We start from the raw sequence: 21,140 nt of genomic DNA on the forward strand, positions 1-21,140 counted from the left end.
CCTTGTATTTATTAAAATTTTACGGATGCTTGAACATAGTAAGTTCTTGGCTGCCCCACATAGATACCATAATTATTATCCGTAGAACGTGTAAAATAGGTTTGATCAAAAAGATTTTTAATACCAGCAGATAACGTTAAATCAGATAAACTTTTACCAAAATGGTACTCACCTCGTGCATCCCATACCATATAACCGGGGATTGTTCCGTATCGACCATCCGCACTGGGTTTTGTTACATAATGGCTTGATGTTCCTGGCGATTCTTGGGTAGATTGCGCATAGGTATTTAAGTTCCATACCCAATTTCCCGTTTCATAACGGCCACCTGCGGTAAAGACCTGTCGTGAATAAAACGGTAAATCTTTATGGGCAAAGTCACCTTTTTTACTAACCGCTTTCGTGTAGGTATAGGTGCTGTATACACTGATACCATCCAATTTATCGCTCAGGTCAGACAGGTTATACCTTGCCGCCAATTCCACACCTTGGTGAGTTGTGGCACCTAAATTTGTCCAACCCGTTGTATTTTCAACATAAAGCAGTTGGTCATCAAAATCGATATAGAATAAGGTCGCCTCAAGGGATAGCGCGGTATTATCGTATTTAGTCCCCACTTCGTAGTTATGGGCTTTTTCTGCACTTAACCCATTCGCAGGGGAATTCCCAACCCCTTTAGTATTCAATTGAAAGTACTGTAAACTGCCGAATGACGTACTCGCATTGGCAAATAGCTTCCATTCATCATCAATATGATAGATCACGGCCAGCGCAGGAAGTGGTTCGCTATAGCGCTTACTTCTATTTTGGTTTTTAAAACTATCATTTAAATGAATATTAATGTTCTCATAGCGGATCCCGGGGATCACTGTCCAGTTGCCAACATCAATAGTGTCATCAAGATAAATCGCATGGGCTTCTGTTCCACCCGATGTGTGTTGATAATAATCATTGGTACTCGGCCGCGAACTTTGAGTACCCGTTTGGTACCAATTTGAACGGTAAGCTTTTTCGTCTGCGGTCTCATTTAAATAGCGATACCCCACTGTCACTTCGTGTGAAATATCATTAAAACGGAATAATTGCGAATAACTCGGTTCAATGGCATAAGCGGTATAGTGGCGAGGGTAAGAAACTAAACGCCTTTCATTCGCTTTATCTTTATGCTCACTTTCTATGTAACTACCCCGATAACTTTTACTAAACCATGTCATTAACTCAAATTGCTTGTCATCTTCTTCATGTTTGTATTTCAATGACATATCTTGTCGATTGCCTTCAAAACGGTCATAAGGCCGTGTTGATTGGAAAGGGTCCGCATTATATTGCGCTTGAGTCAACCCTCCAGGCATACCTGACATCGCATGATAGTAATGAAAATTAGCCAGTAGTTCGTCGTTATCTGTTATGGCATAACGGGTTTTTAAAATCAGGTCATCAATATCAGTATTATCGTTGCTTTTACGGTAGCCTTGCCCGTGTAACCCTGAGTACAGCAATAGCGCTCCCGCTGAATCATCCGCTTTTGAGCCCCCCACGGACGCATCCACCAGTGTCTTTAGCCCTCCCGTTTTAGCTCCTTGAGTTTGAAGTGAAACACCCCCAGAAAAGTCTTTCGGGATAGGTTTAGTCACAAAGTTAATTACGCCACCCACATTTTGCGGCCCATAACGCACAGAAGCCCCTCCACGGATCACATCAATAGATTCAATACTACCTAGTGATAATGGTGACATCGACAACTGAGGTTGACCATAAGGCGCAGCGGCTAATGGCATACCATCGAGTAAAATCGTTGAGCGCGGTGAAAGACGTGAGGTTAACCCTCGTACCCCTACATTTAAGGAAACATCGCTCCCCCCTGTCCCATTACTTTCGCGTACCTGCACCCCTGGGATCCCTTTTAAAGCATCCCCGATGGTTTCACTGCCCGATTCTTTAATTTGCTGTTGAGATCTTACTGTTCGAGCACCTGGGTGATTAAATACCACCTCACCATCTTCAGTATTTTCAAGCCAATTACCTGTAACTGTAATTTGATCATTTCTTGAATTATCAACAGCGAAAACATAATAAGGCGCTAATGTAGCTGAAATTGCTAATGGTATGAGTAGTTTGCTAGTTTTTAAATTCATAAGGAATACGTAACAAAGGAGATTAAGAGCAATAATGATAATTAGAATTATTACAGATAATCAACTTAATTTACTATTTATTTTGAAATTACTCTAGCTTAATTCCTTATTATATAAAGGGTTATTGTTTTTGATTTAGAATGAAAAGAACTGAAGAAAACTAAAAAATCCGAGGGAAAATTTCCCCTCGGAGCATATTACTTAACGACATCATATGGTTAAAAGCAAAACAGATAATATTTCGCTTCTATAAGAACTAACCGCCTAGTGAGAAAAATACCAGCCGACCAACTCCCTCGCCAACAAAAATACAGAGTGTTGCCAGTGACATCACAAATGTTGCATTCACATTGTGCCCATTTTTTTGACACAGTAAACGACCAACAAACAATACCCCTAATGCAATAAGTATGATTCTAACAATACTTAAATTCACTAAACCATCAGGAAGTTCACGTGGCGTCATTCCCATATAAATCGGCTCTCCCATATTCCCTAGCAGAGATAATGCGCCCAGTAACATGAGTAAAATTCCTATAACACCCATACCTAGCGCAATTTTGACCACACGTTTTAATTGCGCTTCTTTGCCATGACGACGTAAAGAACCTACCAGTAATAATGCCGCAACTACACCACCAAGCAATAACACCGCGCCAAAGAAACTGGCGTAGGTAAATAAACCATTCCAGAGGTTAAACAAGGTGTTAGCGTATAATGCTGACATTGCATACATATAGATAATACCGGCTAACGCACTCAGCGACAGTAACAACGCATTCGCATTTTGTTTAAGCAATAACAGTGCAATACTGAAAAACAAGAGCGCCATATAAATTGCCGTCGCCCACACTTCACGGCTCATCCATGAGGTCGACACATGCAACATGGTGTAAAACATGTGTAGCGGGTTCCCCATATGAAATAGTGAGCCTAACAACCCAACACAGCCCAGAATAAAACTTGCTAAAATAGGCAGTTTAATAAACTGGACGCTTTGTCGGTTATTTCCGCCTTCAAGTACACGAAAATAGCACACCAATGAAACTAACAAGCACCCTACAGAAGCTTGCATAAATAAGGTGAAAACCACCAATGGAAATTCATGCATGATAATTCTCCTTATCCTTTTGTACCGACAACCAGGTTCGGTTTAGTAATACTTGAGCTAGGTAACCCTGCAATATCTGCATTCGAGCCATATTTTTTACGTAACTCACTAATTAGACCGAATTCAATCGCACGCATAGGACAAGAATCAACACACATTGGATTCCCGCCCTTTTCACGAAGATCAAGACAAGTGTCGCACTTAGTCATCATTCCAATACTGGCATCGAACTGAGGTGCCTCGTATGGACAAGCCCATGTGCAATAGCGGCACCCCACACATTTATCATGGTCGACTAATACAACGCCATCTTCCTCTCGTTTGTGCATTGCGGTAGTAGGGCAATGGCTGACGCATTGCGGGTCATCACAATGGTTACAGGCAATAGACAAATGCCAAGTCCGAGGACGTGGATATTCACCTACTTCAATATCATACACACGACGAAAGTTGCGCCCGACCTCAAGATCATTTTTGTCTTTACACGCAACAACACAGGTTTTACAACCAATGCAAGTGGCAACATTAATATAAAATCCAACTTGTTTATCCATTTCTTATTGCCCCCTAAAAAATAATACGCTGTGGAATTGCAGCATCTGGAACTAGCTGGTCTCCATGCCATTTTTCAATATTACATAGCATCGTGTTCCACCCTGACGTCCCAAGCCCTGTAGGGACCTGAATAGTTAGCGTATTGTCGGCTCCCGCCATATCTATCCCTGTTTTTTCATCAACATTTGTCCAACTTCCATGTGGTAATGCCACCACACCCGGCTTCATCGTTTGTGTCACCAATGCGGGACGCACAATTTTTCCCTGTGGGCTCGTTATCAACACCGTTTCACCGTGTTTAATACCTAAACGTTTAGCATCAGACGCATTGATATAAATTGGACTTGGCCACTGTTCACGCAACCAAGGCACGTTATCAAGCGTGCTGTGAGAGCGACGTAAGTAGTGTGGGTTATAGATTTGGAATGGATAATCCCCTTTTTCCTTCTTCGAGAAGTCGCTAAAACTTGCCTCATAACCGCTCGCGGATGGGATATATTCAGGAATTGGAGGTAATTTCGTCCAACCACATTCATCGGCTTTTTCGACTAATGTTTGGCAGTAAATTTCGAACTTACCACTCGGTGTTGGTCGTGGATTGGCTTGAGGGTCGCGAATAAAATCTTCATAGGCAATATAACCATAGTTATCACCAGAAGTACGCTTGACTTGGTATTTCCCAACAGTAAGAAATTCGTTGAGGGTAATTCGGCCTTGCTGTGGCTTACCTGTTACTTGCCATTCATCAATATCCGCTTGGGTAATGGTGATTAATGGCTCTGTGGTCTTACCATCTTCACCAATAATCGTTGCGCCATTGAGTTTATTAAAAAATTGTTGTTTTTCCGAAACAGGAAAAACCTCATCGACATCAATCCTCAGACGTTTACCTATTTCTTTGGCAATCCACTGGTCACTTCTCGCCTCATAAAGTGGCGGAGTTACATTCACTGCAGCTATAATAACTTCGCGGTTACTTGGATTTAATATGGTTCCTTCTCGTTCCCACTCTGTCGTCACGGGTAAGACGATATCCGAATATTTAGCACAAGTATGTGGAACATATGCTGCAGTTACAATCAGTTCCACATCTTTACGATAAGCTTCAACACTTTGCGAAATATTAGCTCGTGTTTGCAGTGTCGCATTAAACGGGTGAATTATCATTTGGATATTTGCATCGACATCCCCTACACCACGTTGGCGGAATCTTTTCTCTAATAATGCACGGTTAAGCTCATTGTGATTAATTTTCAAGCTAACCGGGTTTGGGATTGAAGGTAACCCACTTGCTCCGGCCATTACGAGCCGCGTGCCATTATTTCCAGCTGCGAAGTGGCAGCTGACCCCAGTCATGCGACCAGGCCTTCCCATATGGCCAGTCATAAAGCCTAATGTTGAGAATGCTTGCACCCATCCTTCACCGTTATGGATTCGAGCAGGCGCCCAACCGGTAAGCAATGCGACTCGGTTAGTGCCGCCGATTTCACGCGCTAACTTGCGAATATCGCTAGCTGACAGACCACAAATATTAGAGGCCCACTCTGGTGTTTTAGGCTCTCCCGTGTAGGTGCCTAACAGATAATCTTTGAAGTTACCTTTTGGGTCAGCGCCTGCTGGCATATTATTTTCATCAAAACCAACCGTACAACGGCGTAAGAAATCCCAATCAATCAATGGGTTGTCAGGGCTATCCATTTCTAATAACGCAGACATGATACCCAGAGCTAAAGCATGGTCAGTACCGGGGTTGATAGGGTACCAGTCTGCATCCATTAACTCTGCCGTGGTCGTATAACTTGGGTCAATACTAATAAAGCGCGCTCCCGCTTTTTTCGCTTGATAGTAATTATAAGTTGGGCTACCAGGGCTGCTCCACGCTGGGTTTGCTCCCCACATCACGATTAACTGGGAGTTACGCATATCAAAGCGGTCATTGGTACCAAAAGTATAAAACCCTTCAAGTAACCCTAAATGCGCCGGTGTTTCAAACCATGCCCCCCATGAGGTTGTTCCCCAATCGCCAACAAATCCCCCGGCTTTCGCATAAACGTTTTGGATATCAACACCATTACCGCCAGTGATCCAAATCGATTCATTCCCATATTTTTCTTTAATACGTTTCGATTCTGATGCCACAATATCTAATGCTTCATCCCAACTGATGCGCACCCATTGGTCTCGGCCTCGCAAGCTTTTATCTCCACCACCGGGAGCCCAGCCTTTACGCTTCATTGGATATTTTAAGCGATCTGCGCCAAAGACTTGTTTACGTTGTGAACGGCCACGTAAACAACCTCGTTGTTGTGGGAAATCAGGTGAGTCCGCAACTACATCATCGGTTTTTTGCCTAACAACTACGCCATCAACCACCAATGCTTTATTAACACAGCGGCCACCACAGTTATGCCAGCAGGCCACGGGCTTCCATTTCCCTTGAGTGACCGCATCAGTTGCTTGCTCAACCGCTTTTTCTTCCTCTGGTGTTGCCGCATATAATTGCTTACTCAGCGGTAACGTAGCCATCACTGATGCCGCCGATGTCCAAGCTATAAATGAACGGCGACTCAAGGCTATTTTCTGTCTTTCTGACATTGCTCTTACCTCTTCATTTTGTTTATTATTATAAATTGACTAATTCATTGATTTTTTTAATATCATTGCGTAAGAAAAGCTCAACTAATGAACTTAATTGACGATAGAATAATGTGTCTGCATGGTTATGCATTGAGCGGCAAAATGGCGTAATAAACGCCAATAGATGGGTATTTAAAAATGTGGCAGACCCGAGCAACAACGCGTTTACGTTAACCCAATCAACGGTTTCATTTTCGCTATCAATAAGTTCAGTAATACGCAGGCTTAAATGCCACATAAAATCTAACTCATAACCAATATGGTCAGCGGCTTCCCTATCCCCTTCCGGTAAATGAACGCCATACTGTTCATAAAAGGATTTCACTGCTGAGGTACTTTCTTGAAATAACAGTTTGTCACGGGAAACATAAGTTGACTCCCATGGCGCTGCTGGCGGGGCTTCTGGGCCAATAAATAAGCGAGTAAAATCCCAATGCAAGTTTTCAAAACCCTCAGTATTGGCTTTTAGCTGCCTATTGTTTAAGTCTTTATGCATGTCATTTATGGCATTTCTCATCGCGGGTAATGCTTCATCACAGGGAAATAACAGCAATCCTGAATCTCTCAAATAACTTAATAACTCTGGCGTTGGTTCTTCCATAAACAAACGCCGCAATACGTCATAAGCAAATTGACGCGCATACAGAAAATCTAAAATTTGGTTGTCATTAGTCATAAATGTATCCCTACAGGTCAGTCAGTAAAAATTCAGCGGGTGTAGTGAGTTCAATTTGCACTTCTTTAATTAAAGGATTGCCCTGTTCATCGGGCTCAACAATGTGAGAGGTCAACGCAATAGGTAGTTTGTCTAGCGAGGTTAATAAGTAAATTGCTTCAGGGTTAAATTGCAAAAAACCATGTAACAAATCTTGATAATAAGAAACGCCTGTTTGTTTCAGTAAAACCGCCACCTTTTCACAATCATCACCAAAAACTTTGGCGCTTTTAAAAAAATAATCTTGAGAAGAGAAGAAGTAATGTTTTCCTAATATTTTTTCATTGTGTTCAAAAAAAGCATTACTTTGGTACACTTGCCCCGTATGTTTATTTTCTAAAGAGCAATAATGTACCCCAAGCGATAATTTATTTTCGAGTGCAAAATTAAGCACTCGAAGGCAAGCTAATTCACTCTGTGCAACCGCCAATCCACCAGCATACCAATAGTTGTAATACACCTCATAAGGTGGATTTTTAAGTTCGAAGCCTCGAGCTTGATACGCTTCACTATTTGTTAGTGGGAAACAAAACTCTAATAAATTGATACCATCAATACCAATGTCATCAAGCTGAGTTAATAGCTGATACATTTGCTGTTCTGTACCGGGGATCACCGGCATTTCCACCATAACCGCTGGAAAAATTTCACGAGCTAACGCGATGCGGTACAAAACTTTGGTGATGCGTTCTTTTGAATCATCAATTTTGATGCTAAAACGGATTTCTTGTAGGCCTGCCTTCGCTAAAGCTAATGCGGTATTACGGTCTAATGGGTCACCAGCGGTATATAAACGGCTATGAGCCTGAGGTAATTTCTGTTGGACGGCTTGGAAAAATTCGATACTTTCTTGGCGAAAAAGTAGAGGCTCCCCGCCTGTTAGTGCGATATGGGTCAGAGGGTAACCTTGCTCGGCAATTGCATCAATTTCCCCAAGCGCATCACGCATTTCCTGTTGATAACCCTGATAATTTTCTTGGTTTGGGTTAAAACAAAAATAACAATCGCGGTGGCATTTTAATGACAAAAATGTCGTATAACTCCCTTCTCCCGTACGACATTGCACGCAAGCACTCGAGAGCCAATTACAATGTATACTCTTCCCATTATTGGCAAAAGTTGCGCCATGATTCTTTATAGTTAGTTTGAGTTTCTCAATTTCATGTTGCTGTGCAAAAGGGGCTTCAAAATTAAGGCCATATTCTATGATTGCCTGCTGTGTTTGCTGTTCGATATCCAAATAGCGAATAGCGTAGCGCTTAAATTTTTGATTATTTACTGTCGATATTGTTCTATCAGTAATAGGATAGATCATAAATTTCCCTTCAATTTATGAGCAAACAGTTCCTATTATTCAGTGAATTTTCAATTAGGTTCAGAATGTAAATAATCAATTAATAGACTGTCATTATAATGCCAATAACAATTAGAAATATGCTTATAAATACTCACATCATTACCGAGCAAATTGAAAATAATTTTAAATAAGAAACATTCGCATTATATTATTTTGATTTTTAATTAATATCAGTATAGGTAAGTGACGTAATATGGTGTTGCGCAGGATCAAAAAAACTTTCCTTTCATTATTTATATATCAAATGATTAGCTATCGCTGTCGTTATGGCTAGGTTATTACTCAATCATGTTCTCATTATATGAGAATTATCTCTTTAAAAATCGCCATATAAAATTCAAATACCTCATTTAATAGCATTCTAAAATAATATTAAACTAACCTTTCAACATTAAAAGAGAGGAAATAATATTTCAATTTGTAAAATTAAACTTCAAAAAATGTTCAGCTATTCATATTTATCATATTTAATTTCTTTTATTTTATAAACCTCTCTAATAAATACAGCATAGTTATTATTTATCTTTTTATCATAATTAAAGATATAATTATAATTCATCGTTAGACACTCCCAACTCGTCACTATCACGCGGTTGGTCATTATCGTCAAAGTGGTAAAGCATAAGTCACCTTAACCGTTTCCATTGGCACCTCCGTCTTTATACTCTGAATGCTGCTAATTTGCGTTAAATGATCTGCATGAAATCGACGATAAGAGGCTAAGTCTTGCGTTACAATACGGATCAAAGCATCACATTCCCCTGCCATTAGATGGCATTCAACGACTTCAGGCATCTGTTTAATGTCTTCAACGAATTGGTTGATGGTCTTGGCATCTTGTGTTTTAAACCAAATACGTGCAAATAAAGAAAGACCGGCTCCAATTTTACTGCCATCCAATACGGCCACATAACGTTTGATTACCCCGGCTTCTTCAAGCAATTTCACACGACGCAGACAAGGGGACGGGGAAAGCCCCACTTCTTTAGCTAATTCAATATTCTGAATTTTTCCATCTCTTTGTAAAATCTGTAAGATGCGTCTATCAATGGCATCCAATTTTAGCCTATTTTCTTTCATTGGTACTCAACCTCAATTTAATATTAATTTTTGATATTAAATACCAATTATTGTTTATTTTAAAGCAATAAAAAAATCCAATATCACTGGATTATCGCTATAATTTTATTGCTACTGGCCAGTTGCGTGAATTAACAATAAACAATAATGAGGAATTGAAATGGAGTTACAGACCTTGCTCTTATTTAGCGCAACCGTAGTCCCTTTAGTCTGCACACCAGGCCCAGATATTCTTTTTATTTCCGCACAAGGATTATCAGGAGGCACCTCTGCTGCCTTGAAAGCTAATTTAGGTATTATACTGGGCTATATAGCGCATGCGATTCTGGCTGCACTTGGTTTAGCGGCAATTGTTGCGGCTTCCCCTATGATTTTCCACACCATTAAATGGGTTGGAGTGACTTATGTCACTTATCTTGCTATCCGCATGGTATTATCTGCGATGAAAGCGGGAGACTTAAAAATTCAAACGGTGTCAACAAAGGCAGTAATAGCTAAAGCATTTCTGACGAGCTTTCTTAACCCTAAAGGGTTATTGGTGTATTTCGCTATTTTGCCGAATTTCATTAAGCTGACAGAAAGTGTGGCAGTTCAGTCTTTGATACTTTCAGCTGCTTTTATACTTTCGTGTGTCGTAATCTATGGTGTGATAGGTGCATTATTTGCTTCCATGCATAATAAGCGAGCTTATAATGATAAAAAACGCCGTATAACCGAGGGGGTTGCAGGCGGTATGCTAACACTCGCTGCTATCGGTTTAGCTACTAGTTAGCGAGGCAATAATTCAATCCAGATTAACTTGCTATCGGTGCTAAGTGGTTTTATCACCCCTTCACCGATATCAGGTAGCCACCAGGCTCCTTGTCCTTGCGCCATAAGATGACAATTTGCGCCAGAAATTTCCCATTCGCCATTGAGTACATAGACTAACCCTGCTTGGTTAGCTGGTAATTTACACTCTTCAGTGATGAAGTAGTTTTTAACCGCCCACCTATCATCTAGAAAAATAAAATTCATTAACTTAACTGATGGCTTTGGGACTTTTACCATACAAAATTGCTGGGCTGAAAATTGGACATGATCACCTGCATGCTCTAATCGGCACTCAAATGCTTTGGTATCGGTTAACAGAAGCGGCTGGTCATTCAACAATATTGCCAACCTTTCTCCATCCGCATAACGTTTTAAATAGCTCTCTTGCTTAATGGTTGCAATACTTGCGCGTAGTGAATAGTCCGATGCCACTGGCCAGCAAAATACTTCTTGGCTGGCCCCCCCGCCATCATGCCAATCCAGGATAGGTAACTCCATTGTGTCAAAACATTTTATTTTCACATTACCTCCCATTTATTGCTGCTAACACATTTAGATTTATACTTAGATTGGCAAAGTTAATCTTTCAAGGCAATGAATTAACAATGATAATGTGACTAATCACGCCTCTCATTGATTAAAAAGTGACATAAACGGCCTAAAGTTTTCATTGCTTCTTCCACCCTTTCACTCCATGTAAACGATGCATTCAGACGAAATGCATGATTAAACTGATCACTAGTGGAAAACATACTTCCCGGTGCGATGCTGATCCCCTCTTTTAGTGCGAGTTGGTACAAACGAATAGCATTAAATGGCGGTTCAAATTCTAGCCATAAAAAATACCCACCTTTTGGTGTATTAACTTTTACTGACTGAGGCATGTATTTTGCTATTGCACTCAACATTTGGTGCTGACGTTGTTCCATCGTTAAACGCAGTTTACGAAGGTGGTTGTCATATCCCCCTAATGATAAGTACTCCGCAATAGCTAATTGCGTGGGAACGCTAGCAGAAACGGTGCTCATCATTTGTAAATGTTGAATTTTTGTCGCGTGTTGACCCGCGGCAACCCAACCCACTCGATACCCCGGCGCTAAACATTTCGAAAACGAAGAACAATGAAAGAAATTTCCTTTAGTATCTAGTGCCTTTGCGGGTATTGGCTGTTTGTTACCAAAATAAAGTTCCCCATAGACATCGTCTTCAATTAATGCAATTTGCTGCTTATTCAGGATATCGACCAATCGTTTTTTGTTCGTTTGCGGCATCGTACCGCCTAATGGATTTTGATAATGTGTCATCAGCCAACAGGCTTTAATTGGATATTTGCTTGCAATATCCTCTAACGCGTCAAGATCAATACCAAATAGCGGGTCTGTTTTAATAGCAATTGCCTTGAGTTTTAACCGCTCAATTGCCTGAAGTGAACCATAGAATGCAGGTGATTCGATAACGACCCAATCCCCGGGCTGAGTGACTGATTGTAAGCTCAGAACTAAAGATTCCATGGCTCCTGCTGTAATCACGATTTCATCAGGAGCAACATGGATCCCTTGAGTTGCATAACGCTGAGCAATGTTTCGACGCAGTTGTTCATTACCAGGCGGCAAATTAGCTGGTGTATTAAATTTCGATAAGCGCCTAGCGACAGACGCGAGTGATTTCGCGAGTTTTGGGTCATCTAATAAGGCGGGCTCTGGAAATGCGGAGCCAAATGGGATAATATTCGGGTCCTTACAAGCTTGTAAGACACCAAAAATAGAGGCGTTAATCTCTACATTTTCATTCAAATGTAGCCCTTTACCTCCTTTTGCGGCAGCAAATGCGTTATTGCGGTTTGCCACGTAATACCCTGATTGCGGGCGAGCAACGACCCATCCTTGGCTTTCAAGCAACTGATATGCTTGCACAACAGTCATTAAACTTAAACCAGACTGTTTAACACTTTCCCTCAATGAAGGTAATCTGTCGCCCACTTGCCAGATATTGTCTTCAATTTGCTGACGAATTTGCGCTGCTAATTGTTCGTATCTCGTCATAGCCGCCTCAACTGTTATAGTTAATATCTCAATAATTGTTACTATTATAGTTTATCGTCTCATGTTCTACTTATCCACACATTCACCTGACTTTTTTTTAACTATAAGCACAAAACATTTTTCGTTGGATGGCGATTATTTTGCACTCAGGTGTGAGCAATCTCTTTTGCTAAGGATTAGCGCCTCAATTGCTCTCATCAAAACGTTGAATGTTGCGTGTCATTAACATATCCACTCAGGGGTCAATATGTTTGGACTAACTGCGCTGGAACTTGCCCGTATACAATTTGCGTTTACGGTCTCGTTTCATATTATTTTTCCAGCCATTACGATTGGGCTCGCAAGTTACCTTGCGGTGCTACAAGGTTTATGGCTTAAAACTCGTGATCAAGACTATATAAAACTGTTCCATTTTTGGTCGAAAGTTTTTGCGGTTAATTTCGGAATGGGTGTTGTTTCTGGCTTGGTTATGGCATACCAATTCGGCACTAACTGGAGCTTTTTCTCAGATTTTGCGGGAGGTATTACAGGGCCATTACTCACTTATGAGGTTCTTACGGCCTTCTTCTTAGAAGCTGGTTTCCTCGGTGTTATGTTGTTTGGGATGAACCGTGTAGGTGAAAAATTGCATTTCTTCGCTACTTGCATGGTTGCGCTAGGAACGATTATTTCCACATTCTGGATTTTGGCCTCCAACAGCTTTATGCAAACACCACAAGGCTTTGAAATTATTGATGGGCGCATTGTTCCCGTTGATTGGTTTGCCGTTATTTTCAACCCCTCTTTCCCTTATCGATTACTGCATATGACTACAGCAGCTTTCCTTGCTGCAGCATTTTTTATTGGGGCTTCCGCCGCTTGGCACTTGCTCAAAGGCAACAAGTCCAGTGCCATGAAAAAAATGTTTTCCATGTCCCTGTGGTTGATTTTAGTTTTAGCCCCTGTTCAAGCTTTAATCGGGGATGCTCATGGCCTAAACACACTTAAACATCAACCGGTTAAAGTGGCTGCAATGGAAGGTCACTGGGAAAACAAACCCGGAGAAGCCACTCCGCTGATCTTGTTTGGTATTCCAAACCAAGAAAAGGAAAAAACAGAATTCGCTATCGAAATCCCTTATTTAGCAAGCCTGATTTTAACACACAGTATTGATAAACAAGTCCCCGCGCTAAAAGAATATGCCCCAGAAGATAGGCCTAACGTGTTTATGGTGTTTTGGTCATTCCGCGTAATGGTCGGGCTTGGCTTATTAATGATAGCGGCAGGAGTTTGGGGTTTATGGCTTCGCTACCGTAAAAACCTTTATGAGTCGAAAACATTCTTACGTTTTATGTTTTTAATGGCACCTTCTGGGCTGATAGCCATCCTTGCAGGTTGGTTTACAACAGAAATTGGCCGCCAGCCATGGGTTGTTTATGGGCTACAACGAACCTCTGATGCGGTCAGTGCACATGGTGAAATGCACATGAGCATCAGTTTAATCGCCTTTTTTGTCGTTTATGGCGGTGTTTTCGGGATTGGCTATATGTACATGATGAAATTAATTCGTAAAGGTATCGCGGAGGACGCAGCTCATGGGCATTGATTTACCTCTCATTTGGTTTGTCATCATCGTATTTAGTATGTTGATGTATATTGTCATGGATGGGTTCGATTTAGGCATTGGGATCCTTTACCCTGCGCTGAAAGACAGCCAAGACCGTGATCTGATGATGAACAGCGTTGCCCCAGTGTGGGATGGCAATGAAACTTGGTTGGTTTTAGGTGGAGCCGCTTTATTTGGTGCTTTTCCTCTCGCTTATGCGATTGTCCTTGATGCCCTGTCAATTCCATTAACTTTCATGTTATTGGCCTTGATTTTCCGTGGTGTTGCCTTTGAGTTTCGCTTTAGAGCGGATGAATCACACCGCCGCCATTGGGATCACGCCTTTATTTGGGGTTCAATTTTTGCCACCTTTGTTCAAGGAGTGGTCGTTGGTGCCTTTATCCAAGGCTTCCATGTAGAAAACCGTGTTTACATGGGGGGGTATTTCGATTGGTTCGCGCCTTTCCCACTATTTTGCGGATTTGGCCTTGTTGTGGCTTATGCACTATTAGCTTGTGGGTGGTTGATCATGAAAACTGAGGGCCACTTACGTAGCACGATGTATCGTGTTCTACGGCCATTAACATTACTGATGTTAGCGGTAATTACGGTGATCAGTCTCTGGACTCCGATGTTAAATGAGGCCGTTTTTGAGCGTTGGTTCTCTCTGCCAAACCTGTTCTTCTTTTTACCTGTTCCGTTACTGGTATTAGGCTGTACTTGGTTGATCCTAAAAAGTGCTAAGCGACAACGATTCGATAGCGTGCCATTCTTAGCGGCTTTAATGTTGATTTTCCTTGGGTTTACTGGCCTAGGTATCAGTATCTGGCCAACGCTCATTCCACCCGCAGTCAGTTTCCGTGATGCCGCTGGCCCATCCGAAAGTTTAGGCTTTATGTTAGTCGGTGCGTTATTCATTATTCCTGTTATTTTGGTTTATACCTATTGGAGTTACTATGTCTTCAGAGGAAAAATTACCCCAGAACAAGGTTACCACTGATAACGTGGCAGCCTCCCCTTGGTGGAAAAAACTCGGTTGGATGGCCATTATCTGGTTCGGAAGTGTATTGGCGCTATTTGCCTTCTCTTCCGTGTTTAAATTGATGATGACCGCAGCCGGAATGAAAGTGAAGTAATCTACCTTTCGATATGCCGTATGCTAAAAATCATACGGCATTTTTATTAAAATCAACAATTCATCACTGTAAATTGCCTCCCTACTGTTGAAAATCTCTCTTTATAAATATCCTCTTCCAATCACTCACTAGCGGTTGCAACTTACAAAGTTATTCATGATAATGATAATAATTACCATATAATAAAATTATCATTAATAAAGGAGATTGTCCGTGGCCACTGAACAACCCGTTGAAAAAAACATCTACCGCCCGGCTCCACCACAGCTCATTCAAGTCAAATCCATTACCGATATCACCCCATCTATTCGCAGCATTACTTTCACCGGTGAAAGACTCAATACATACCCAACTGATTGTGAAGGTGGGCACCTGAAAATATTTTTAGCCCCTGATTTAATCAGCCAGCCCGCACTCCCTATCCTAAGTAAAGAAGGCCGTAGCTGGCCAGAAGACAAACCTCGTCCATTTGTTCGTACCTATACCGTCAGAGCCATCCGCCCTGAAGTTAGCGAGATAGATATTGAATTTGCTATGCATGATGGCGCAACTGGCCCTGCATACCTATTTGCACGTGATGCAAAACCAGGAAATTGGATGGGGATTACCAATCCGGGTGGCCCAGACCCATTATTGCCTGCCAGACAACATTACTTCATGGCCGGTGATTCAAGTTCTCTACCCGCTATTGCCGCATTATTAGAAAAAATGCCAGCAAATGCCCAAGGTAAAGTCGTACTACGGTTAGATAGCCCAAAAGACGTGCGAGAACTGAAAAAACCTGAACACGTTGACGTAATTTGGATCTGTGGTGATATCACCAAAACAGCTGAATTAATTAGCACGTTTAAGTCTTGGGACATTCCAAACAATGATTGCGCTTTTTGGATTGCGGGTGAAGACCAAATTATTCGTGATTTGCGTCGTTATATTCGTCGAGAAAAAGGTTTTGGTCGTGATGATATCTATGCAATTCCTTACTGGCGATATGGTTATGATGAGGAAGGTTATCACCATGAACGCCATGCTGTAATGGACAACCCTGACGACTAACTTCGGTTCAAATAGTTAGCTCGCTTATTGATTATAAACTCTACTAAGCGAGCTCATATCCTGCTCCTATCTGCCTTCATCACGTTTTTAGTCATTATATTCCTCATCAATAAACTAGCTAAAATACTTTTCATTCTTACATTTGTTATGTTATAACATAATGGTTTTTATGGTCGTTATATTCACTACAAAAATAGGAAAACCACTGTGTACAAAATGGCAATTTTAAAAACCAGTCTTTATGTCGCATTAGCTCTCACTAGCTATACAGCAGCTGCTCATGGCTCACATAGTCACTCTCATCCACAATCAGAGAAAGCACTCCAAGCTTCAAAAGGGATTTTTGAAGATGCTGACGTCAAAGATAGGTCTCTTAGCGATTGGCAAGGCATCTGGGAATCGGTTAATCCATTACTATTAAATGGAAAGCTCGATGAAGTTTTAGAAAGTAAAGCAAAGAAAAATAAAGATAAAACGGTTGAAGAGTATCGTGAATATTATAAAAAAGGCTATGCCACCGATGTTGACAGCATTGGAATTGAAAATGATGTTATTGAGTTTACCCAAAACGGTGCCGTAAGCAGCTGTAAATATGACTACGCCGGTTACAAAATTCTTCATTACACTTCAGGGAAAAAAGGCGTCCGTTACTTGTTTGAATGCAAAGATGCTAACTCAAAAGCGCCCAAATTTATCCAGTTTAGCGACCATATTATTGAGCCACAGGCCTCGGGGCATTTCCACCTGTATATGGGAAACGAATCTCAGGAAAAATTATTAAGCCAACTAGAAAATTGGCCAACCTATTACCCATATACCCTCACAGATGAGCAAATCGTACATGAAATGCTCTACCACTAATCAATTGCCTCTATAAAGATTTAACCTATACCCCGCGAACAAATCGCGGGGTATATAATTAATAACAAAACTAATTAATAGTTATAAGCCAATAAGGCTTTATGGCACAATTGTGATCTCACACAATCCTCAATAGTAAAATTCACCATCGAAACCATTTCATCAGTACTAAAACGTTGTAATGCATCGGTTAACCCTGAGGACACACCTTCAGGCAAATCACACTGGGTCACATCACCATTGACAATCACCGTCACATTTTCACCAAGCCGAGTTAAAAACATTTTCATTTGCGTGACAGTGACATTCTGCGCTTCATCTAATATCACGACGGCATTTTCAAATGTTCGACCTCGCATATAAGCAAATGGCGCGATTTCCACTTTAGCAATTTCGGGGCGCAAACAATATTGCAAAAAGGATGCGCCGAGCCTTTTCACCAATACGTCATAGACAGGACGAAAGTAAGGCGCAAACTTTTCTGACATATCACCCGGTAAAAAACCGAGATCTTCCTCCGCTTGAAGAACGGGCCTTGTCACAATAATCTTATTGATATCTTTATGAATTAACGCATCAGCTGCAAGTGCAGTGCTGATATAGGTTTTACCACATCCCGCTTCGCCATTCGCAAAAATTAATTGCTTATGTTTAATGGAATTAATATAGAGTTTTTGAGCTTCATTTCTGGGCAATATAGGGGATTCATCACGACGTTCTTTTGCCATACCGATAGCTTCAATGCCAGTAAATTCAGCAAATGATGCGACGTTATTGATATCAAAACGACCTGAGCGATCTTTGCGTGATGAACGTTTCATTTCACGACGTGCCTTTGTTGCAGCTTTCTGTCTACTCATAGTATTAACCCTTCCAGGTATCAGTGATGTCAATTCAAATGACGGACTATTCAAAACAGAGGTGAGCTCCCTTCAAGCTCAAAGTTAATATCAAACATCTATTATGTGGCTGTAACTCCATGCAATAACTCGGCTAATAAAAAAACCGGTTACCAATCTCACCATGAAAATTTCATGATGGAGTGGTAACCGGTTTTGTACTCGCGTGTATAAACACTTATTTCCCATTAGTTTCTCCTGTAACAGCGATACTTTTAAACTAATGAATCTATATGACAGTAATATGACAAGCAGCAATATTTTTAGTGCATCAATGAGTCCATGTTTTTATTGCAGTTTTCATCTGCTTTAAATATAGCGTCATTTTTTTTGATAAAGCAACATTTTTCTAACAAAATTTTGGGCGTTTATTAAAATTTTTCGTTATCACACATAAATATAAAAAAATAAAACCGCAATAATCAGTTAGTTAACTATTGCGGTTTTAAAGGATAATTAGCGTATTTTACAATTTCCCGCTAACTCAAAACCTGCGGCTTTAGCCGATTGTTCGTCAGTGAAGATGACGGCATTTTTATCAGCGATGGTATTGAAGCTAGCACAATGTGAAAAATGATATTTTTTAGAATTGCGATTACCTTTAATTTCAACCGTATTTGGTACAATAGATTTATTTTCTATTACTTGAGGCTGATTTAAAGGTGAGACTGGTGAAATATTAACACCCTCTGCGCTATTTTTATGATTTAAACTCCATTTTTTCTCCCCTGTCACAAATGGGTTATGATGGCCCATCACCTTAGCGACTCGATTATCACGCTGGATTTCCCAAGGGGTTGGAGGATATTTATTATCCCAAGCCATCAGTAACTGTTGTTGTTGACGTGACATAGATAAGTTATAGCGGTCATGCATATAGAAATATACTCGGGCTACTTGCCCTTTGGCCTCATCTCTTGGTTCAAAGACTTTTTGTTTAAAATCAACTCGACTGCGGCACATTCCGTATGGATATGGCGTATTAGCGGGTAATTGCCCAAAACTAAAATTGCTTCTATCACCATTCACCTCACCAATAGAAGGCGCTAAATTATGCAGATCGGCTTCCATTTGGCCAAAAATAGGGTCACTAGACACACAGTTTTTTCGCCCACCTTGTTGCCAACATTGTCTTTGATGACCAAACACCCATGTCGGAACAATATGCTCCCATTCAATGCGTTCGGCTCGGTTCTGTTGTTTACGCACTTGATAACCACAAGAGGCTAAATCGACTTTTCCTCCGCTTTTTCCTGCCCATTCCCACTGGCACCCACAGTATATTGTTCCCTCACCTTGGTGATTTTGATCTGCATAAACCTGAGTTTTACTCAGTGCTTTGGCTTCAGTAAATGAACTTGGTGCAGAAAATGAAAAAGCAGAAAAAATAAATAATAGAATCGAAAAAACGAATTGATAATATTTGGACAAGCTAAATTGTTTCAAAATAACACCACTAATAAGAATATATGCGAAGAATTGAAATGAATACGTTAGTTTTTCCTCTAACACATTAATGCATAAGAAGAAATATCACATATTCTAATCAAATAGTAGCATTAATGATATCAGCGATGACTCAATTTTATGGTTAACACCCACATCAGAATTTATGCAGCTTTAATAGAATATCTAACTCTTATTAGTAAAAGAAAAAAGTATGGCTTACGGATATAGCAAGAATACCAGCAAGCCATCCCTTAAAAATTACACGCTTGGTCTTTTGCGATATAACCATAAACCAGGTAAAGAAATACCAATAGACAAGGCTCCAACAATGAAAGACGCTTTTAAGAAATTAGTCACTAGAACCTCAACTAATTCAGGATCATAGCCAAATTGCGATATTTTAACGACTGAAATCATTGCAATATAGGCACTAATACCTGGAAACATTGGGATCACGGCAGCAACAGTAAACACTTTAGGATGAGCTAACCACCAGCGCGACCACTGAATACCGATAATACCGATTAAAATTGCTGCAAGAAAACTTGCCCACTCGATTTGCAGCCCTAGTGTCATCAATATCATTCTAAAGCCATAGCCAATAGCACCTAATAAAGCGCAATATTTCAATGCTCTAACAGGCACATTAAATACCATAGCAAACCCAACTGCTGGTATAGCCGCTAGTAGCATTTTCTCACATAAGGAGAACAGAAATTCTATGCCCATTCTTTTAAACCCCAGATTGTCATTGCTAATACAACCCCAATACAGGTAGCCAAAGTAAGGAGACTCGCCATTGTCCAACGCGCTAAACCTGTATTAACATGCCCTTTAAACATATCAGCGACTGCATTAATTAATGGAAAGCCCGGAACTAAAAGCAATACGCTGGCAGCCATAGAAATCGTTTCAGTGACTGCTAAATACGGTATTTTCAGTAATAATCCAGAGACCGTTGTCGCAACAAACGCAGTGATACAAAAATTAATCAATGGGTTCATTTGATGAGAAGTTAACACTTGTCGCACATACATTGCACAGCCACTGGCTAAAAATGTAATTAATGCACTTTCCCATCCCCCTCCATTCAACTTGCTGAAACAAGCACAAGATAAAGCCACCATCAAAACCATTAACCATCGAGGATATCGCAACGGTTTAATCGATGATAATTTCTTGTGTAATTGTTTTCGGTCTAGTAAATGATGTTCGACGAGAATGACCGCATGCTGGACTTCGGTGACAACATGCATATTAATACCACGGTCAATAATACGCCGTGTTGACGTTAGGCAGCGGCCATCAATTATGGTGGTTAAAACTAATGAGTTAGATGAGATTGCACTATCAACTTGATTTGCTCCAAGTGCAATGCCCAAACGGGTTGTCAATTGTTCAACGAGCATACTTTCAGCGCCATGTTGCAATAACAATAAGCCACACTCAATACATAGCCGAGTTACCTCACGTTGCTGATCAACAGGATCATTTTGGTCTATTTTTTGTTCATTCAATGCATGCTCTGCCATCTTGCCCCCAATATTGTGACAACCATTCAGATATCATCCTAAACATGTTAATCTTTATAAATATCATAAAGACAAATATCAGCTTAAATGATGATCTCTTTCAGGTAAATCTGTGATTGAGGTAACGTGATTTAAACTATTTGGTAAAATTTGTTATGTTATTTTCTTATTTGAAGACAA

Annotated in this window: 19 protein-coding genes; 6 read left to right on the forward strand and 13 right to left on the reverse strand. The window is 40.6% G+C overall.

Annotation, left to right across the window (positions count from 1 at the left end; genetic code table 11):
* Positions 1-11: 11 nt before the first annotated feature.
* The 7 genes from PR725_RS08070 to PR725_RS08100 all read right to left on the reverse strand — a co-directional run bounded on the left by PR725_RS08070 (position 12) and on the right by PR725_RS08100 (position 9,590).
* Entirely contained in the window at positions 12-2,135 is a 2,124-nt protein-coding gene (locus tag PR725_RS08070; protein ID WP_109911293.1) for a TonB-dependent receptor family protein, read from the reverse strand.
* A gap of 256 nt (positions 2,136-2,391) precedes the next feature.
* A complete protein-coding gene (locus PR725_RS08075) occupies positions 2,392-3,246 on the reverse strand; it encodes a dimethyl sulfoxide reductase anchor subunit family protein (RefSeq protein WP_109911292.1) in 855 nt (284 codons plus the stop codon).
* Positions 3,247-3,257: 11 nt separating this feature from the next.
* Positions 3,258-3,800: a DMSO/selenate family reductase complex B subunit gene (locus PR725_RS08080; protein ID WP_004264054.1), complete on the reverse strand. Its 543-nt coding sequence runs from the start codon at positions 3,798-3,800 to the stop codon at positions 3,258-3,260.
* A 13-nt stretch (positions 3,801-3,813) separates the two neighbouring features.
* Positions 3,814-6,396, reverse strand: coding sequence for a molybdopterin-dependent oxidoreductase (locus PR725_RS08085; RefSeq protein ID WP_109911291.1), 2,583 nt, complete (start codon positions 6,394-6,396; stop codon positions 3,814-3,816).
* 28 nt (positions 6,397-6,424) lie between these two features.
* On the reverse strand, positions 6,425-7,114 hold the full coding sequence (locus tag PR725_RS08090) for a TorD/DmsD family molecular chaperone (protein ID WP_123382019.1): 690 nt from the start codon (positions 7,112-7,114) through the stop codon (positions 6,425-6,427).
* A 10-nt stretch (positions 7,115-7,124) separates the two neighbouring features.
* Positions 7,125-8,468 (reverse strand): radical SAM protein, encoded by a 1,344-nt coding sequence (locus tag PR725_RS08095; RefSeq protein WP_272537926.1) that lies wholly within the window; start codon positions 8,466-8,468, stop codon positions 7,125-7,127.
* A gap of 648 nt (positions 8,469-9,116) precedes the next feature.
* Complete coding sequence (locus PR725_RS08100) at positions 9,117-9,590, reverse strand: Lrp/AsnC family transcriptional regulator (protein ID WP_115167334.1); 474 nt, start codon at positions 9,588-9,590, stop codon at positions 9,117-9,119.
* A gap of 160 nt (positions 9,591-9,750) precedes the next feature.
* Between PR725_RS08100 and PR725_RS08105 the strand changes: the two genes are divergently transcribed.
* The gene (locus PR725_RS08105; protein WP_117161969.1) at positions 9,751-10,362 is read left to right on the forward strand and encodes a LysE family translocator; all 612 of its coding nucleotides are present in this window, start codon (positions 9,751-9,753) and stop codon (positions 10,360-10,362) included.
* Here the strand turns inward: PR725_RS08105 and PR725_RS08110 are convergent.
* Complete coding sequence (locus tag PR725_RS08110) at positions 10,359-10,925, reverse strand: HutD/Ves family protein (protein WP_228367030.1); 567 nt, start codon at positions 10,923-10,925, stop codon at positions 10,359-10,361. The two genes, PR725_RS08105 and PR725_RS08110, sit on opposite strands and share 4 nt — an antisense overlap.
* A 95-nt stretch (positions 10,926-11,020) precedes the next feature.
* A complete protein-coding gene (locus PR725_RS08115) occupies positions 11,021-12,445 on the reverse strand; it encodes an aminotransferase-like domain-containing protein (RefSeq protein WP_004910542.1) in 1,425 nt (474 codons plus the stop codon).
* A 247-nt stretch (positions 12,446-12,692) separates the two neighbouring features.
* Between PR725_RS08115 and PR725_RS08120 the strand changes: the two genes are divergently transcribed.
* From PR725_RS08120 to zinT, 5 genes are all read left to right on the forward strand, one after another.
* Positions 12,693-14,030 carry a cytochrome ubiquinol oxidase subunit I gene (locus PR725_RS08120; protein WP_109911286.1) on the forward strand — a complete coding sequence of 446 codons (1,338 nt, stop codon included), beginning with the start codon at positions 12,693-12,695 and terminating at the stop codon, positions 14,028-14,030.
* Positions 14,020-15,030 carry a cytochrome d ubiquinol oxidase subunit II gene (cydB, locus tag PR725_RS08125; protein WP_004910537.1) on the forward strand — a complete coding sequence of 337 codons (1,011 nt, stop codon included), beginning with the start codon at positions 14,020-14,022 and terminating at the stop codon, positions 15,028-15,030. The genes PR725_RS08120 and cydB overlap by 11 nt, the downstream gene beginning before the upstream one ends.
* A 4-nt stretch (positions 15,031-15,034) precedes the next feature.
* On the forward strand, positions 15,035-15,166 hold the full coding sequence (locus tag PR725_RS08130) for a DUF2474 domain-containing protein (protein ID WP_004264009.1): 132 nt from the start codon (positions 15,035-15,037) through the stop codon (positions 15,164-15,166).
* Between the two features lie 213 nt (positions 15,167-15,379).
* Positions 15,380-16,219: a siderophore-interacting protein gene (locus PR725_RS08135; RefSeq protein ID WP_004910533.1), complete on the forward strand. Its 840-nt coding sequence runs from the start codon at positions 15,380-15,382 to the stop codon at positions 16,217-16,219.
* Between the two features lie 216 nt (positions 16,220-16,435).
* Positions 16,436-17,080 carry a metal-binding protein ZinT gene (gene zinT, locus PR725_RS08140; RefSeq protein ID WP_109911338.1) on the forward strand — a complete coding sequence of 215 codons (645 nt, stop codon included), beginning with the start codon at positions 16,436-16,438 and terminating at the stop codon, positions 17,078-17,080.
* Positions 17,081-17,154: 74 nt separating this feature from the next.
* Here the strand turns inward: zinT and phoH are convergent, their stop codons facing one another.
* The 4 genes from phoH to PR725_RS08160 form a co-directional block, all read right to left on the reverse strand.
* Positions 17,155-17,940, reverse strand: a complete 786-nt coding sequence (gene phoH / locus PR725_RS08145; protein ID WP_004910528.1) for a phosphate starvation-inducible protein PhoH — start codon at positions 17,938-17,940, stop codon at positions 17,155-17,157.
* A 495-nt stretch (positions 17,941-18,435) separates the two neighbouring features.
* Complete coding sequence (locus PR725_RS08150; protein WP_442959429.1) at positions 18,436-19,410, reverse strand: endonuclease; 975 nt, start codon at positions 19,408-19,410, stop codon at positions 18,436-18,438.
* A 276-nt stretch (positions 19,411-19,686) separates the two neighbouring features.
* Complete coding sequence (locus PR725_RS08155) at positions 19,687-20,157, reverse strand: threonine/serine exporter (protein WP_004910523.1); 471 nt, start codon at positions 20,155-20,157, stop codon at positions 19,687-19,689.
* Entirely contained in the window at positions 20,148-20,960 is an 813-nt protein-coding gene (locus PR725_RS08160; protein WP_004910522.1) for a threonine/serine ThrE exporter family protein, read from the reverse strand. Before PR725_RS08160 ends, PR725_RS08155 begins: the two co-directional genes overlap by 10 nt.
* Positions 20,961-21,140 lie beyond the last annotated feature (180 nt).

Source organism: Providencia sp. PROV255, from assembly GCF_028478065.1.
In the GTDB taxonomy this organism is placed as follows: Bacteria; Pseudomonadota; Gammaproteobacteria; order Enterobacterales; family Enterobacteriaceae; genus Providencia; species Providencia rettgeri.